Below are 16,844 nucleotides of genomic sequence, written 5' to 3' on the forward strand. Positions count from 1 at the left end.
GCCCCGCGTCATCGCCGCGGGCCCCTTTCCGTTTATCGTTATGAAGTATTAGTTATTGTTCTTGTTCTTCTCCACCTCAGCCAGCTTCATAGCCCGAACCTTCAGCGGAAGGCCAAACAGGGTGATGAATCCGTCTGCGTCGTGGTGGTCGTACATGTCGCCGGTGGTGAAGGACGCCAGGGACTCATTGTACAGAGAGTAGGGAGAAGTGGTGCCGGCCTTGATGATGTTGCCCTTGTAGAGCTTGAACTTCACTTCGCCGGTTACATACTCCTGGGTTACCTCCATGAAAGCCTGGATAGCTTCACGCAGCGGGGTAAACCATTTTCCTTCATATACAATCTGGGAGAACTTGTTGGCCATATCCTTCTTGGTCTCCATGGTAGCGCGGTCCAGAACCAGCTCCTCAAGCTGACGGTGAGCCTCCATCAGGATGGTTCCGCCCGGGGTCTCATATACGCCACGGGACTTCATACCTACCACACGGTTTTCTACGATATCCACGATACCGATGCCGTGCTTTCCGCCCAGAGCGTTCAGAGTACGGATGACGTCAGCCACCTTCATCTGCTTGCCGTTTACGGAAGTAGGAACGCCCTTTTCAAAGGTCATGGTTACATATTCCGGTTCGTCCGGAGCCTTCTCCGGGGTGGTGCCCAGAACCAGCAGGTGTTCGTAGTTCGGCTCGTTGGCCGGATCCTCGAGCTCCAGTCCCTCATGGCTGATGTGCCACAGGTTCCGGTCACGGCTGTAGCTGGAATCGGTAGAGAAGGGAAGATGGATGCCGTGCTTCTCGCAGTACGCGATCTCATCCTCACGGGACTGCATGGTCCAGATATCGGTCATTCTCCAGGGAGCGATGATCTTCAGATCCGGAGCCAGAGCCTTGATGCCCAGCTCGAAACGAATCTGGTCATTGCCCTTACCGGTAGCGCCGTGGCAGATAGCGACAGCGTTCTCCTTCCGGGCGATCTCTACCAGCTTCTTTGCGATGGCCGGACGCGCCATGGAAGTACCCAGCAGATACTTGTTCTCGTATACAGCGTCTGCCTTTACGCAGGGCATGATATAATTTTCAGCGAAATCGTCTACCAGATCCTCGATGTACAGCTTGGAAGCGCCGGACAGCTTCGCGCGCTCGTCCAGTCCGTCCAGCTCATTTCCCTGGCCGCAGTCGATACAGCAGCAAACTACGTCGTAATCAAAATGCTCCTTCAGCCACGGAATAATGGCTGTGGTGTCCAGTCCGCCGGAATAGGCAAGTACTACTTTGTCTTTCATATTCAAATATCCTCCTGAGTGTTTTATGATTTCTATACGGTATGAATGATTATGCATACCGTTTCTGTTCACTGAAAACTAATATACATCATTTCCATATAATATGCAAGCGGAAGTTCAGAAAAAGTTCCACAGAAATATGAATAAAAATAAAATAGTACTTGAATAATATGCATAAAAGTGATAATATATGCAAAGCGAGTGTATAAAAATGCATACAAGCGGAAAGGTGCTTGAAATACTGGCCAAACAGATCTAAAATAGGAACAAATATCCACAAAAAGAGAGGAAAATAGAAATGATAAAGGCAGGAATTATCGGAGCAACCGGATATGCGGGCGGCGAGCTGGTCCGCATTCTTACAGGACATAAGGATGTGGAGATTAAATGGTACGGTTCCCGAAGCTACATAGATAAGAAATACGCGGAAGTCTACCAGAACATGTTTCAGATCGTAGACGACAAATGCATGGATGATAATATGGAAGCACTGGCAGATGAGGTGGACGTGATTTTCACAGCGACGCCCCAGGGCCTCTGCGCGTCTCTGGTAAATGAGGAGATTCTGTCCAAGGTAAAAATCGTGGACTTAAGCGCCGATTTCCGTATTAAGGACGTGGCCACCTACGAGGAGTGGTATAAGATCCAGCATCCGACGCCCCAGTTTATCTCGGAGGCGGTCTACGGACTCTGTGAGATCAACCGGGAAGCGGTGAAGAAGGCGAGACTGGTAGCCAACCCGGGCTGCTATCCCACCTGCAGCACTCTTTCTATTTATCCCTTATTAAAGGAAGGGCTGGTTGACCCGGGCACGATTATCATTGACGCCAAGTCCGGCACCTCCGGTGCAGGCCGCGGCGCGAAGGTGGACAATCTGTACTGCGAGGTTAATGAAAATATCAAGGCCTACGGCGTGGCGAATCACCGTCATACGCCGGAGATCGAGGAGCAGCTTTCCTACGCGGCAGGCCAGCCGGTGCTGATTAATTTCACGCCCCATCTGGTACCCATGAACCGGGGAATCCTGATCACCGCCTACGCTTCCCTGAAGAAAGAGGTTTCCTATGAGGAAGTGAAGGCCGCTTACGATAAGTATTACGCGAATGAGAAATTTGTCCGCGTTCTGGAAAAGGACGTTTGCCCCCAGACCAAATGGGTGGAGGGCAGTAACTACGTGGATGTGAACTTTAAGATCGACCCGAGAACGAAGCGTGTGATTATGATGGGAGCCATGGACAACCTGGTGAAGGGCGCAGCCGGCCAGGCCGTCCAGAATATGAACCTGATGTTCGGACTGAAGGAGAGCGAAGGATTAGAGCTCGTTCCCATGTTCCCGTGACTGTGAGCACTTGGTGAGGTATTTTCGAGCCTAGTGCGAACGTCCATGGTGTTTCCTTAATACTTGGTGAGGTAAAAAAATGACTATCCGAACAATGACCATCGACGATTACGACGGCGTCTACGCCCTCTGGATGACCATCAAGGGCTTCGCCATCCGGAGTATTGACGACTCCCGGGTGGGCGTGGAGCGGTTTTTAAAACGGAACCCCACCACCAGCGTGGTGGCCATCGAAGACGGCAAGGTGGTAGGCAGCATTCTCTGCGGCCATGACGGACGCCGGGGCTGTCTCTATCATGTGTGTGTCCACCGGGATTACCGGATGCGGGGCATCGGCAAGGCCATGGTAGTATTTGCCATGAACGCCCTGAAAGAGGAGCAGATCAGCAAGGTATCCCTGATCGCTTTTACTCAGAACGACATCGGCAACGCTTTCTGGAACCGCATCGGCTGGACACAAAGGCTCGATCTGAACTACTATGATTTTGTCTTAAATAAAGAAAATATCGAAGCGTTTAACGAATAAAGAGGAGGACGGCATTATGAATATCACAGAAATCAAGGGCGGCGTCACTGCGGCAAAGGGCTTTGAGGCAGCGGCAGCGGCGGCAGCTATCAAGTACCAGGGACGGACTGACATGGCCCTGGTATACAGCGAAAAGCCCTGCCATGCGGCGGGCACCTTCACCACCAACATCGTAAAGGCAGCCCCGGTGAAATGGGATCAGAAAATCGTAAAGGAATCCCCCTACGCCCAGGCAGTCATCGTAAACTCAGGCATCGCCAACGCCTGCACCGGCGAGGAGGGCATGGGCTACTGTAAAGAGACCGCAGAGGAGGCAGCCAAAGTTCTCGGCGTTCCGGAAAATGCCGTTCTGGTGGCGTCCACCGGCGTCATTGGCATGCAGCTTCCTATGGATCGCCTGAAAAAGGGCATCAGCCTTTTAAAGGAAGCCCAGGGCAGCACCCCGGAGCACGGAACCGCAGCCTCCAAGGCGATTATGACCACCGATACGGTCAATAAGGAAATCGCCGTCCAGGTGGAGCTGGGCGGAAAAACTGTCACCGTGGGCGGTATGTGCAAGGGCTCCGGCATGATTCATCCGAATATGTGTACCATGCTGGCCTTCGTGACCACCGACGCGAATATTTCCAAAGAGATGCTGCAGAAATGCGTAAGCAATGATGTAAAAGACACCTTCAATATGATTTCCGTGGACGGCGATACTTCCACCAACGACACCCTGCTGGTGCTGGCCAACGGCATGGCGGAGAACCCGGAGATCACAGAAGAAAATGAAGATTACAAAGCATTTGCCAAGGCGCTGAATACAGTCAACACCTGGCTTGCAAAGAAAATGGCAGGCGACGGCGAGGGTGCGACAGCACTCTTCGAGGTGAAAATCGTGGGAGCCGAGAGCAAGGAGCAGGCTGTGATTTTGAGCAAATCCGTGGTTACATCCAGTCTGGTGAAGGCAGCCATTTACGGTCACGACGCCAACTGGGGCCGTATCCTGTGCGCCATGGGCTATTCAGGAGCCCAGTTCGACCCGGAGAAGGTGGATCTGTTCTTCGAGAGCGCAGCCGGTAAGATCCAGATCATTGAAAATGGCGTGGCAGTGAATTACAGCGAGGAAGAAGCTACCAGGATCCTTTCCGAGCCGGAGGTAACGGCCATTGCGGACGTGAAGATGGGCGACGCCACCGCCACCGCATGGGGTTGTGACCTGACCTATGATTATGTGAAAATCAACGCGGATTATCGTTCATAAGATACAGAGGAGAAAATATTATGAGCAGAGAAGAAATGAACACCTACCTGGAGAAAGCCAAGGTCCTCATTGAGGCCCTTCCCTATATCCAGCGGTTTAACCGGAAGATTATCGTAGTGAAATACGGCGGAAGCGCCATGGTGGACGAGAACTTGAAGCGGAGCGTCATCCAGGACGTGACCCTTCTGAAGCTGGTCGGCTTCAAACCCATCATCGTACACGGCGGCGGCAAGGAGATCAGCCGCTGGGTAGGAAAGGTCGGCATGGAGCCCAAATTCATCAACGGCCTGCGTGTGACTGACAAAGAGACCATGGAAATCGCGGAAATGGTACTGGGAAAAGTTGGAAAAAGCCTGGTTCAGCTAGTGGAAGAGCTGGGTGTGAAAGCAGTTAGCCTAAGCGGCAAGGACGGCGGTCTCCTGAAGGTGGAGAAGAAGTATTCCAAGGGCGAGGACATCGGTTTCGTGGGCGAGGTGACGGATGTGGATCCCCAGATTCTCTACGACCTGCTGGAGAAGGATTTCCTGCCTATCGTATGCCCGGTGGGAATGGACAAGGACTTCAACACCTACAATATTAACGCCGATGACGCGGCCTGCGCCATTGCCCGGGCCGTCCATGCGGAGAAGCTGGCATTCCTGACTGATATCGAGGGCGTCCGCAGAGATCCGGAGGATCCGGCGACCCTGATTTCCGAGCTTCATGTAAAAGAGGCAAGAGAGCTTATCGAAAATGGCAACATCGGCGGCGGTATGCTTCCGAAGCTCAACAACTGCATCGACGCCATCGAAAACGGCGTATCCAGAGTGCATATCCTGGACGGACGTATTGCCCATTGCCTGCTTCTGGAGATCTTTACCAACAAGGGAATCGGTACTGCCATCCTGGGCGAAGGAGAGGAAGATTATTATGATGGAAAATAAAGAGGCGATTATCAAAGAGGCGGAAGAGAGCGTGCTTCACACCTACAACCGTTATCAGGTGGTACTGGATCACGGCGATGGCGTCTATCTTTACGACACCGACGGCAAAAAATATCTGGATTTCGCGGCAGGCATCGCGGTGCAGGCCTTGGGTTATCATTACCCGGGCTACGACGAGGCGCTGAAGGCCCAGATCGACAAGCTGATGCATACCTCCAACCTGTATTACAATGAGCCGGCCGCAGAGGCAGCCGACAAGCTGGTGCGCATGAGCGGCATGAGCCGGGTATTCTTCACCAACAGTGGCACCGAGGCTATCGAGGGCGCAATTAAGGCGGCCCGCAAATACGCGTGGCTGAAGGATGGCAAACAGGATCACGAGATCATTGCCATGAATCATTCCTTCCACGGACGGAGCATGGGAGCCCTCTCCGTCACCGGCAATGAGAAATACCAGGCGCCCTTCCGTCCGCTCATCGGCGGCATCCGTTTCGCTGATTACAACGATCAGGAGAGTGTAAAGGCTCAGTTCAATGAGCACACCTGTGCGGTGATTCTGGAGACCATTCAGGGCGAGGGCGGCATTTACCCAGCTACGGAGGAGTTCTTAAAGGGCGTGAAGGCACTCTGCGAGGAGCACGACGCGCTTCTGATTTTGGATGAGATCCAGTGCGGTATGGGCCGGAGCGGCCACCTGTTCGCATGGCAGGAGTACGGCGTGAAGCCCAACATCATGACCTGTGCCAAGGCCCTGGGCTGCGGCGTTCCGGTGGGCGCCTTTGTGCTGGATGAGAAGACGGCTTTGGGCTCTCTGGTACCGGGCGATCACGGCACCACCTACGGCGGCAATCCCTTTGTTTGCGCGGCGGTTTCCAAGGTGCTGGATATCTTTGAGCAGGACGCAATCGTGGATCATGTAAAAGAAGTGGGTGCATATCTTGAAGGAAAACTGGATGCTCTGGTGGATAAATACGACTGCATCGCGGCCCGCAGAGGAAAGGGCCTGATCCAGGGACTTGTAATCCAGGGTAGACCTGTAGGAGAAGTTGTGTTAAAATCTATGGATGAGGGTCTGATTGTGATCACAGCCGGAAGCGACGTGCTGCGTCTGGTTCCGCCCCTTGTCATCACAAAGGACCATGTAGATGAAATGGTTACGAAGCTTGAAAGGGCTTTGGTGAAAGGTTAGGATTTTACACACATGAGACATACGATTTATCGCAGAGCCATCGCCATCCTGGTGGTTCTGCTTGTATTTGCGCAGATGGGCCAGGTGGCTTTTTCTTATCATCAGAAGCAGAAGGAGGCGGCGGAGGCCGGGCAGGACATGGAGCAAAAAGCGCTGACTCTGTGGTATACTGACGAGAAGCTGAACAGCTATCTGGTGCAGACAGCGGCTGATTATAAAAAACAGACCGGCGTGGATGTCACATTGCAGCTTGTCACGGCGGTGGACTATATCGAGCATATCAACACGGCCAGTATCTCCGATCTGGGCGGCCCGGATCTTTTTGTGGTGTCCAGCGAGCTTCTGGAGAAAGCCCGTCTGGCAGGACTGACGGTGGAAAATGACAGCTTTACGGAGCAGGAGCTTTCGAAGGATTTCCCGGAGAAGGCCATTGACGCGGCCACCTGCGGCGGAAAGCTGATGGCGTATCCTTTCTATTTTGAGACCTGTTTCCTGCTGTACAATAAGAACTACGCAGACAGCGCCCCGTCCACCATCGACGAGATTCTGGATTACGCGGACAATTACGAGGCGACGGATGCCACGGAGAAGGTGGAAAATATCTTCAAATGGAATGTGGCGGATATTTTCTCGAACTTTTTCTTTATATCGAATTATGTAAACCTTGGCGGCGAAACCGGGGATGATCCCACGCAGGTTTCTCTGGATGCCCAGGAGGTCAAAGACTGCCTGGCCTACTACCAGAGCCTGAACGCTTTCTTCGCCATTGATGCGGATGAGATTACTACGGACAATGTGCTGCAGGAGTTCATCGACGGCAAGACCGTGTATACCATCGCGAAGACCGACGCCATTGCCCAGATTGACGCTGCGGCAGACAGCTATTTCTATGGCATCGCGGAGGTGCCGAACCTGACGGACGAGTTGTCCACCAAGGGTCTGTCTGTCACCAACTCTGTAGTAGTCAACGCTTATTCCAAGGAGCGTGATACCGCGAAAGAATTTGCGCGTTTTCTGACCTATGACAAGGCAGATGAGCTTTATGTCATGTCCAATAAAATGCCGGTGCGCCTGGGTGTCAGCTATGAAAATCCGGAGATGTCGGTATTGCTTGACCAGTACGAGAATTCCGTGGAGGTTCCGAAGCTGACCGATTTAAGCAACTACTGGATCGAGATGGAGATTGCCTTTGCGAATATCTGGAAGGGCAATGACGTCAATACAGAAGTGGATTCCGTAACCCGGAAAATCATGTCCCAGCTTCAGGCGACGGAATAATACAGGAATAAGAACATCCAGTCATGGAAAGACTAAACCTTACTTACAGAACAGGAAAGGAAGTCTTTGCCATGATTGGATTTTTTATTGCCCTTTTATCCGGGGCGCTGATGAGCGTTCAGGGCGTCTTCAATACGGAGGTCACAAAGGTGAGCAGCATATGGACCTCTGCGGCTTGGGTGCAGCTGTCAGCCCTTATTACCTGCCTCATTGCCTGGGGGCTGTCGGATCGGAAAAACCCGCTGACCATCCTTCAGGTGACGCCGAAGTACATGCTGCTGGGCGGCGTCATCGGAGCCTTTATCACATTTACAGTCATTAAAAGCATGGACGCCCTGGGACCTGCGAAGGCGGTGATGCTGATTGTCATTGCTCAGCTGCTGGCGGCCTATCTGATTGAGCTGGCAGGGATCTTTGGCGTGGAAAAGGCTGATTTTTCCTGGCGGAAGGTCATTGGCATGGCGGCAGCTATCGTGGGCGTCGCAGTGTTTCAGTGGGAGTAGGAATGCAAAATCCCATCGGCGAAGCCGATTTTCATGGATTTTGCAGTTATAACTGTGAAGGAACTGAACAGTTATGACTTAAAAAAGAACTTGTATTCTTGCCCAATCTCCGCTAAAATGAAGATAGTCTGTATCGGAGGGGACCCGCCTATTTTCAGAAAGGCGGAAAAATGAGATATCGACAGGAAAGAAAAAAGCTTCTTTGGATGATGGCTCTGCTTGCGTTGTGCCTGACCGGCTGCGGGAAAAAGGCGGCGGTCTATGACAGTGCGGCGGAGGAGACTGTGACGGAAGGGACGACAGCGGAGGCGGCGGATTCGGAAGAGGAAGAGGCAGCGTCCGTCTGGGTTTACGTCTGCGGAGAGGTGAGAACTCCCGGAGTTTACGAACTGCCGGAGGGCAGCCGGATTACCGACGCGGTGGAGGCAGCCGGCGGTATGACGGAAGGCGCGGCCGGGACGTATCTGAATCTGGCGGAGACGGTATCTGACGGGCAGAAGATCGAGGTACCCTCGGTGGAAATGGCACAGACGCTTGAGGAAGCCGCGGCAGAGGGCACATCCGGGTTAGTGAACCTGAACCGGGCCACCGAGGCCGAACTTATGACACTTTCCGGGATTGGCGAATCCAAGGCAAAGGAGATTATCCGTTATCGGGAATCAAAGGGCGGATTTCAGAAGCCGGAGGATTTGATGAATATTCCGGGTATTAAAGAGGGCGTTTTTAACAAAATCAGAGACCAGATAACGGTTTGAGACTGAATAAAAAAAGATAACGAGGCGGGAAGCATGGGAAAGAAAGTATTAGTTGTCGACGATGAAAAATTAATTGTGAAGGGACTGCGGTTTAGTCTGGAACAGGATGATATGGAAGTTGACTGTGCCTACGACGGCGAGGAAGCGCTGGAATATGCCAGAGCGAAGGAGTATGATATTGTACTCCTGGATGTGATGCTGCCGAAGCTGGACGGCTTTCAGGTCTGCCAGCAGATCCGGGAGTTCTCCAATATGCCGATTATCATGCTGACAGCCAAGGGCGATGATATGGATAAGATTCTGGGGCTGGAGTATGGAGCGGACGATTACATCACGAAGCCCTTTAACATTCTGGAGATTAAGGCCCGTATGAAGGCCATTATGCGGCGTACCGGCGGTACGGAAAAGGAGAAAAAGGGCAAGGTGGTCGAGGCTGCGGATCTGAAGCTCGATCTGGACAGCCGCCGCCTTTTTATCGGCGGTCGGGAAATTAATCTGACGGCCAAAGAATTCGACCTGCTGGAGCTGATGGTGCTGAATCCGGGCAAGGTCTACAGCCGGGAGAATCTTCTGAATACGGTCTGGGGCTATGAATACCCGGGCGACGTGCGGACTGTGGATGTCCATATCCGGAGACTCCGCGAGAAAATTGAGTCCAATCCGAGCGAGCCGAAATACGTGCATACGAAGTGGGGTGTGGGTTATTATTTCCAGGCATAAAGTCGTATTTACATATTTTAAGAGTCTGAAATTTCGGATCCTGCTGGTGCTGCTGGCAGTGGGCTGGCTTCCCATGATTCTGATGTCGGCCAGTATCTTAAGGAGTTATCGGGATCGGGCCATCTCCGTGCGCAGCACGGAGGTGCAGAATCAGTGTAAAATTTTATCCAATCAGTTATTAAGCTATAATTATATGGAGGATCCGTCCACGGAGCTGATCGACGGCGAGCTGGCTCAGCTGGCCAGTCTTTACGACGGACGGATCATTATCATTGATCAGGATTTCCGCGTTATTAAGGATACTTACGGTCTGATTGAAAATAAGTATGTGGTATCTGAGGAGGTTATCCGCTGCTTTAAGGGGGAAACCACGAACCAGCTGTCGGAAAAACGGTTTATTGAAATGACCGTGCCGGTGCGCGCCGGAGATTCCAACAAGGTGCAGGGCGTACTGCTGGTCAGTGTATCCACGGACAACATCTGGGATAATCTGGAAGCCCTGACCAGCAATACCTGGGTATTTACCCTGGTGTATGGCATCCTGGTGACCATGGCGGCTATTTTGCTGTCCATTTTGCTGGTGCGGCCCATTCAACGGATTATTCTGGAACTCCATGAGATTTCCAGCGGTCATTCCAACGAGGATTTGATGGTAAAGACCTATGCGGAGACTGAAGAGATTTCCGAGGAGTTCAATAAAATCGTGACGCAGATGCGGACCCTGGATGAATCACGGCAGGAGTTCGTGTCCAATGTGTCCCATGAACTGAAGACGCCGCTGACGTCCATGAAGGTGCTGGCGGATTCCCTGCTTACCCAGGACGAGGTACCAAACGAGCTTTACAAGGAGTTTATGGGCGATATCGCTGAGGAGATTGAGCGGGAAAATAAGATCATTACCGATCTGCTGGCCCTGGTGAAGATGGATAAGAAGGCAGCCAGTCTGAACATCGAGAAAGTGGATATCAACGATCTGCTGGAACTGATTTTAAAAAGACTTCGCCCCATCGCGGCCAGAAAGAATATCGAGGTGGTACTGGAGAGCTTCCGTCCTGTGACGGCGGAAGTGGATGAGAGCCGCCTGTCTCTGGCCTTTACGAATCTGGTGGAGAATGCCATTAAGTATAATAAGGAAAATGGCTGGGTACACGTGTCTCTGGACGCAGATCACAAGTTCTTCTATGTGAAGATTATGGATTCCGGCCAGGGCATCCCGGAGGAGTCCCTGGACTATATCTTTGAGCGGTTTTACCGGGTGGATAAGTCCCATTCCAGCGAGATAGACGGAACAGGACTGGGACTGGCCATCGCGAAAAGCGCGGTGCTGGTTCACAAAGGGGCTATCAAGGTATCCAGTGAGGTGGGTGTGGGAACTACCTTCTCGGTACGAATTCCGCTGAATTATATTGCCTGAGACAGGAGCATGGAATGAAAGAAAAGAGAAAACAGAGTATCCGTCTGTGTGGGCTTCTGAGCCTTTTACTGCTTCTGGCACTGCTGGGTGGCTGTAAGAAAAAGGAAAATACAGAGGCAAAAACAGACGAAGAAGGATATCAGATCTATTATCTGAATAAAGATGAAACAGCTACGGCGACAGTGAATTATCAGCCGGAGGCAAAGGATACAGACGGATTGATTCAGGAGCTGCTCAAGAAGCTTGCCACGACGCCGGAGGGCGGTTCCCTGGAAGCTGCGCTGACAGACAGCGTTTTTGTGACAGATTATACGCTGGACAATGGGCAGCTGACCCTGCATTTCGATCCGGCTTATCAGGATATGGATTGGATTCGGGAGATTCTCTGCCGCTCCGCAGTGGTGCGGACGCTCTGCCAGATTCCGGATGTGGAGTATGTGTCATTTCTGATTGGGGATAATCCTCTGATGGATTTGGACAAAAATCCGGTGGGACAGATGAACGCGGACAGCTTTGTGGAAAACACCGGCGACGCCATCAATGAGGAGACCGTCACTACACTGACCCTGTATTTTGCCAATAAGAGCGGGGACAAGCTGGTGAAGGAAAAGGTCAATGTGACCGGCAGCAGTAATATTTCTGTGGAGAAGCTGGTGGTGGAGAGTCTGATTCGAGGTCCGGTATCTGGGGATACGGATTATCCGACTCTGCCGCCCGGTACAAAGATCTTAAGCATTTCTACGAAGGATGGAATCTGTTATGTAAACCTGAACGATGGATTCCTGGAGCAGGGATACAATGTAACAGAGGCAGTTACCATCTACTCCATTGTGGATTCCCTGACGGAGCTGTCGGGAATCATCAAGGTACAGATTCTGGTCAATGGAGAGACGGATCTGGTCTACAAGGAAAGTATGCGGCTGGATACCATCTATGAACGGAATCTGGATATTATCGAACAGAGGGAATAGCCTCTGCATGAATCGGTCATTTTAGCGGTTCTGCGAATATGATTTGGAGTGAATGAAAATAAGAAAGCGGCCTTTATGTCTGACGGCGCTTGCCCTTGCAGTGGTGCTGCTGTGTCTTCCGGCGGAGCTTTTTAGAAAAGCTTCACCGGATGTCACAGCTCATCCGGAGATTCTCACCGGCACCATCTGCCGGATGGAACCGGGCGGCATGACTGTCTGGCTTACCAAAACCAATTATCCGGACGCCGGGATCATCCTAGTGTCCTTCGAAGCCGAACCTTCAGTTTCTATCGGCAATACCATACGAATTGAGAATTATTTTAAAATACGAAAGCCGGAAGCTCCCACCAATCCGGGGCAGTTTGACGCAAAACTCTATTATCAGACAAAGGGAATCGGGCTATTATGCTATGCGAAGGATGCGACGGTCATCCGGGACGATGTGTGGTGGATGGCGCAATTACTGTATGAATTGCAGGAGAGCTTAAGCGCCCGTGTCCGAGGCTTATTTCCTGTGGAGAAAAGCGGCGTCCTGGAGGCCATGCTGCTGGGAAATAAGACAGATCTGGAGGCGGAGACCAAAAGCCTGTACCAGAAAAGCGGCATTTCCCATCTGCTGGCTATCTCCGGCCTGCATGTATCCGTATTCGGCATGACGCTTTACCGTTTTTTAAGGAAAATGGGCGGTTCACTGCGAAGCTCGGGAGCGTTATCTCTTTTTGTCGTACTGTTTTACGGCTTTCTGACCGGTATGGGAACCTCTGCCTGCCGGGCTGTGGTGATGTTCGCGCTTCTGATAATCGGGGAAATGCTGGGGAAAAGCTATGATATGCTGACGGCCCTGGCCTTTGGGGCAATTCTGCTGCTTTTGCGGCAGCCACTGTATGTGCGCAGCGCCTCATTTTTGTTGTCCTTCGGGGCCGTGGCAGGCATCGGCCTGATTTTCCCGGCCCTGAAAGCATTGTTTCTGCCAAAGAACCGCAGATGGGCGAAACGGGTGGAACCGCTGCTTTTGAGCCTTTCCATTCAGATGATGACCCTGCCTGTATTGGAATATTTTTACAGTGAAATTCCGCTGTATGGGACGCTGTTAAATCTGGTGGTGATTCCTTTGATGACCGTGGTGATGTTCACAGGAATTCTGGCTGTGGGGATAAGCTTTGTGCTGCCGGGCGTGGCGCGTGCTCCGGCTTTTCTATGTGGGGCAATTCTGGAATTCTATGAGCGGCTGGGAACGGCATCGCTTCGGCTTCCCGGAGCGGTGTTTACCTGTGGACAGCCAAAGATCTGGCAGATGGCGGGATATTACACAGGACTGGTTGTTTTTCTGTTCTGGCGTTATCAACTGAAAGAGCGGAAAAAACGAAGAATGGGGCAGATAAACGATCCGGATATCCGGCTGGAAGAAGCGGAGCGGGCGGAGCCGCACCGGCGGATCCTGCAGGCAGGCAGCGCGGCAGTGCTTGGGATTTTATTGCTTTTCCTGACACTGCGGCTGCATTCCGGTTTTCAGCTGGTGATGCTGGATGTGGGGCAGGGCGACGGCATCTACCTGCGGACCGCAGCCGGAACGACGATTCTGATTGACGGCGGCAGTACCAGTGTGACGAAGGTGGGAACCTACCGGATTCTGCCCTTTTTGAAATCGGAAGGAGTCGGAAGATTGGACTATATTGTGGTAACCCATACGGATGAAGACCATATTTCCGGCATAAAGGAGCTATTGGAGACTGCGTCGGAGCCCGGCGGTCTGCGGATTGGTACGCTGCTTTTATCCGGGCGCTCCATGGAAGAGGAAAAGGGGCAGCGGCTGATGGAAAATGCCCGGGAAAGCGGCGTGACAGTGCAGAAAATTGAGAAAGGGGCGGTGCTGCGGGATGGTTTGACAGAACTAACCTGCCTGCATCCGGATGGGACGAAAGCCTACGCGGATGTGAACGAAGCCTCTGTGGTGCTGGCGCTTCGGTATCAGGAGTTTTCGGTGATGCTGACCGGGGATCTGGAAGAGACGGGAGAGCGGGAGATTCTGGAGCGGGAGCAGAAGCATGGCGGCAAGGAATGGCCGCCATACGGCTTTGCGGTTCTGAAAGCCGGGCATCACGGATCCAGAACCTCCGGCAGCGAAGCGTGGTTAGAGGCAGTGAAGCCGCGCCTGACCCTGATTTCCTGCGGAAGGGATAACTCCTACGGGCATCCGCACAGGGAGGCGCTGGAACGGCTGGATGCGGCGGGCAGCAAAATTTTGCAGACGACAGAGTGTGGAGCCATTACGGTGGAAAGTGATGGGAAAGACTTTCGGGTACATGCTTATTTACAATAAAAATTTATTTACTGTATTTCATAATCAGCAATTCCACACTGAGCGTATCCGTAATCTTACCGGTCTTCACATCCTCTTCCGCCTGCACGCAGTCCTGCACGGCGGTCTTCAGCTGATCTGTGGTAAAGCTTCTGGCTTGGGCCATGCATCTTCCGGCCACAAAGGGCGCGATTTTTGCCCGGGAAGCAATCGCTGCTTTATCATAACCCTTAGCAGCCAGGCTCTTGACCAGTAAAAGCTGATTGAACTGGCGGGCAATGAGAAACAGGATGCGCATGGGCGGCTCTTTTAAGGAAAGCAGATCGTAGTAGAGATCCAGCGCCTTTTTCTGATTCTTTTCAGCCAGGGCGCGGATCATCTCAAAAATCTGTCCGGTGGTCTGTACGGTACAGATGTCATTCACATCCTGGGAGGTAATCACGTCCCGGCCTTCTGTGTAAGAGAGCAGCTTTTCCAGCTCTGTGGAAATGTTTTCCATATCGATGCCGGTGCGCTCCAGAAAGAGCTGCAGAGTGGACTCGGTGATTTTTTTATTTTCCTTTTTCAGGGTGCCCAGGATCCATTTCATCAGGGTACGCTCGTCCTGGGTCTGGAATTCAATGACGCGGCCCTGCTTCTGAACGGCCTTGTAGAGCCGGTTCCGCTTGTCTGCTTCCGTTTCCACGAAGATGATGCAGGTGGTGTCGGGCATCTTCGGAAGGTAGTCGGCCAGCTCGTCGCATTTATTCTTGAAAAAGCCGCTGTCCTCAATGAGAATCAGACGCCGTTCGGCAAAAAAAGGCAGGGTGTCTGCCAGACTGATAACCTCCGCCGGGATGATATTCTTACCCTCAAAGCGGGAGAAATTCATAGTGTCGGAAGGGTCGCAGAGAGCCTGCGCCAGCCGGTTCTTATACTGGTTGCGTAAATAAGCCTCTTCCCCGCAGAACAGGTAGGCGGTTTTGAAATTGCCGTTCTTGATATCCTCCGCCAGCATTTTCATAGGAGACACCTCATTTCCAAAAAAAAGAGACCCAAATGACGGAATGGGTCTCTTTTTAAGATTCGTCTATCTCAATTAAGCGATGCTGTTTACAGCCTTGGTCAGACGGGAAATCTTGCGGGAAGTTGTGTTCTTGTGGTAAACTCCCTTGGAAGTAGCCTTGCTCATGGTAGCGATAGCAGCCTTTAAGCAAGCCTTTGCAGTCTCAACATCCTTTGCGGCAACTGCAGCGTCTACTTTCTTGATTGCGGTCTTAACCTCAGACTTGATAGCCTTATTTCTGGCTGTTCTAGTCTCGGCAACCTGAATTCTCTTCTTTGCAGATTTAATGTTAGCCAATCCGTACACCTCCAAACCATGTTTTAAAATAAGCTTATTTTTACATGTTCCGTAAAAGCCGGACACGGACGTCTTTACAAAACATACTCATATATTTTAGGACAGGAATAACGTTATGTCAATACATATTTCTGAAAAAAACGCAAAAAATAGAAAAAAATAGCGTAAGACGTGAAAACAGGAGGAAACGGGATGAGTGAATTTCAGGTGCGGACGGATCTGGCGCTGGAGGCCAGAGAGCGGTTTGAGGAGGATGTGGAAATCCGTGGCGTAGCCGTGGAAGAGTCCTACGACGAGCGGCGGGACATCCGGGTAACGGTAGTCCGGATTCAGACAGAAAATGGGGCGAAGGCCATGGGAAAGCCCATTGGTACCTACATTACACTGGAAGCGCCCCGGATGTCGGAGCCGGACGAGGATTATCACCGGGAGGTGTCGGAGAAGCTGGCAGAATATCTGAAAAAGCTTCTGGATGTGAAAAATGAGAAATCTGTGCTGGTGGTGGGTCTGGGCAACCGGGAAGTGACGCCGGACGCCCTGGGACCGGAGGTGGCCGGTCATCTGCGCGTTACCCGTCATGTGGTGCGGGAATATGGCAAGACTGCGTTTGCGAAGGAAAAGGTGCATCTGGTCAGCGCCATTGTTCCCGGCGTGATGGCACAGACCGGTATGGAGACACTGGAGGTGGTGCAGGGCATCGTGGCCGAGACAAAGCCGGATTATGTGGTAGTCATTGATGCCCTGGCGGCCCGCAGCAGCAAGCGCCTGAATCGGACCATCCAGCTGTCCGACGCAGGCATTCAGCCCGGTTCCGGAGTGGGCAATCACAGGAACAGTCTGTCAAAGGAGACGATTGGTGTCCCGGTGCTGGCCATCGGTGTGCCAACCGTGGTGGACGCGGCAACTATTGTCTACGATGCCACGGGCGATCGAAGGAGCGTGCCGCCGGGATTGAACGGCATGTTCGTAACTCCGAAGAACGTGGACGAGATGATCCGCCGCTTAAGCTTTACCATTTCCGAGGCCCTGAATCTGGCTCTGTCCTGACATAAGCGTGT

At 52.3% G+C, this 16,844-nt stretch carries 16 protein-coding genes; 13 read left to right on the plus strand and 3 right to left on the minus strand.

Annotation, left to right across the window (positions count from 1 at the left end; translation table 11 throughout):
- Positions 1–48: 48 nt before the first annotated feature.
- Positions 49–1,281 carry an argininosuccinate synthase gene (locus tag WMO29_RS12085; RefSeq protein ID WP_158363797.1) on the minus strand — a complete coding sequence of 411 codons (1,233 nt, stop codon included), beginning with the start codon at positions 1,279–1,281 and terminating at the stop codon, positions 49–51.
- A gap of 298 nt (positions 1,282–1,579) precedes the next feature.
- Here WMO29_RS12085 and argC point away from each other — a divergent pair, with 298 nt between their 5' ends.
- The 12 genes from argC to WMO29_RS12145 all read left to right on the plus strand — a co-directional run bounded on the left by argC (position 1,580) and on the right by WMO29_RS12145 (position 14,465).
- A complete protein-coding gene (gene argC / locus WMO29_RS12090) occupies positions 1,580–2,620 on the plus strand; it encodes an N-acetyl-gamma-glutamyl-phosphate reductase (RefSeq protein ID WP_349164961.1) in 1,041 nt (346 codons plus the stop codon).
- Between the two features lie 79 nt (positions 2,621–2,699).
- A complete protein-coding gene (locus WMO29_RS12095; protein ID WP_178039556.1) occupies positions 2,700–3,146 on the plus strand; it encodes a GNAT family N-acetyltransferase in 447 nt (148 codons plus the stop codon).
- Positions 3,147–3,162: 16 nt separating this feature from the next.
- Entirely contained in the window at positions 3,163–4,392 is a 1,230-nt protein-coding gene (gene argJ, locus WMO29_RS12100) for a bifunctional glutamate N-acetyltransferase/amino-acid acetyltransferase ArgJ (RefSeq protein WP_349164962.1), read from the plus strand.
- Between the two features lie 20 nt (positions 4,393–4,412).
- Complete coding sequence (gene argB, locus WMO29_RS12105) at positions 4,413–5,315, plus strand: acetylglutamate kinase (RefSeq protein ID WP_349164963.1); 903 nt, start codon at positions 4,413–4,415, stop codon at positions 5,313–5,315.
- A complete protein-coding gene (locus WMO29_RS12110) occupies positions 5,305–6,504 on the plus strand; it encodes an aspartate aminotransferase family protein (RefSeq protein ID WP_435391166.1) in 1,200 nt (399 codons plus the stop codon). Before argB ends, WMO29_RS12110 begins: the two co-directional genes overlap by 11 nt.
- Before the next feature lie 12 nt (positions 6,505–6,516).
- Entirely contained in the window at positions 6,517–7,782 is a 1,266-nt protein-coding gene (locus WMO29_RS12115) for a sugar ABC transporter substrate-binding protein (RefSeq protein ID WP_349164965.1), read from the plus strand.
- Between the two features lie 71 nt (positions 7,783–7,853).
- Positions 7,854–8,285 carry a DMT family transporter gene (locus WMO29_RS12120; protein ID WP_349164966.1) on the plus strand — a complete coding sequence of 144 codons (432 nt, stop codon included), beginning with the start codon at positions 7,854–7,856 and terminating at the stop codon, positions 8,283–8,285.
- Positions 8,286–8,455: 170 nt separating this feature from the next.
- Entirely contained in the window at positions 8,456–9,040 is a 585-nt protein-coding gene (locus tag WMO29_RS12125) for a helix-hairpin-helix domain-containing protein (RefSeq protein WP_349164967.1), read from the plus strand.
- 33 nt (positions 9,041–9,073) lie between these two features.
- Entirely contained in the window at positions 9,074–9,760 is a 687-nt protein-coding gene (locus WMO29_RS12130; protein ID WP_178039560.1) for a response regulator, read from the plus strand.
- Entirely contained in the window at positions 9,735–11,174 is a 1,440-nt protein-coding gene (locus WMO29_RS12135; protein WP_349164968.1) for a sensor histidine kinase, read from the plus strand. The genes WMO29_RS12130 and WMO29_RS12135 overlap by 26 nt, the downstream gene beginning before the upstream one ends.
- 14 nt (positions 11,175–11,188) lie before the next feature.
- On the plus strand, positions 11,189–12,145 hold the full coding sequence (locus tag WMO29_RS12140; RefSeq protein WP_349164969.1) for a GerMN domain-containing protein: 957 nt from the start codon (positions 11,189–11,191) through the stop codon (positions 12,143–12,145).
- 52 nt (positions 12,146–12,197) lie between these two features.
- Positions 12,198–14,465: a DNA internalization-related competence protein ComEC/Rec2 gene (locus tag WMO29_RS12145; RefSeq protein WP_349164970.1), complete on the plus strand. Its 2,268-nt coding sequence runs from the start codon at positions 12,198–12,200 to the stop codon at positions 14,463–14,465.
- 4 nt (positions 14,466–14,469) lie between these two features.
- Here WMO29_RS12145 and holA read toward each other — a convergent pair whose 3' ends face one another.
- Both holA and rpsT read right to left on the minus strand, forming a co-directional pair.
- Positions 14,470–15,447 (minus strand): DNA polymerase III subunit delta, encoded by a 978-nt coding sequence (holA, locus tag WMO29_RS12150; protein ID WP_349164971.1) that lies wholly within the window; start codon positions 15,445–15,447, stop codon positions 14,470–14,472.
- Positions 15,448–15,522: 75 nt separating this feature from the next.
- Positions 15,523–15,786: a 30S ribosomal protein S20 gene (gene rpsT, locus WMO29_RS12155; protein ID WP_158363809.1), complete on the minus strand. Its 264-nt coding sequence runs from the start codon at positions 15,784–15,786 to the stop codon at positions 15,523–15,525.
- Positions 15,787–15,978: 192 nt separating this feature from the next.
- Between rpsT and gpr the strand changes: the two genes are divergently transcribed.
- On the plus strand, positions 15,979–16,833 hold the full coding sequence (gpr, locus tag WMO29_RS12160; RefSeq protein ID WP_178039462.1) for a GPR endopeptidase: 855 nt from the start codon (positions 15,979–15,981) through the stop codon (positions 16,831–16,833).
- Positions 16,834–16,844 lie beyond the last annotated feature (11 nt).

This window comes from Laedolimicola intestinihominis (genome assembly GCF_040096155.1).
GTDB lineage: Bacteria > Bacillota > Clostridia > Lachnospirales > Lachnospiraceae > Laedolimicola > Laedolimicola intestinihominis.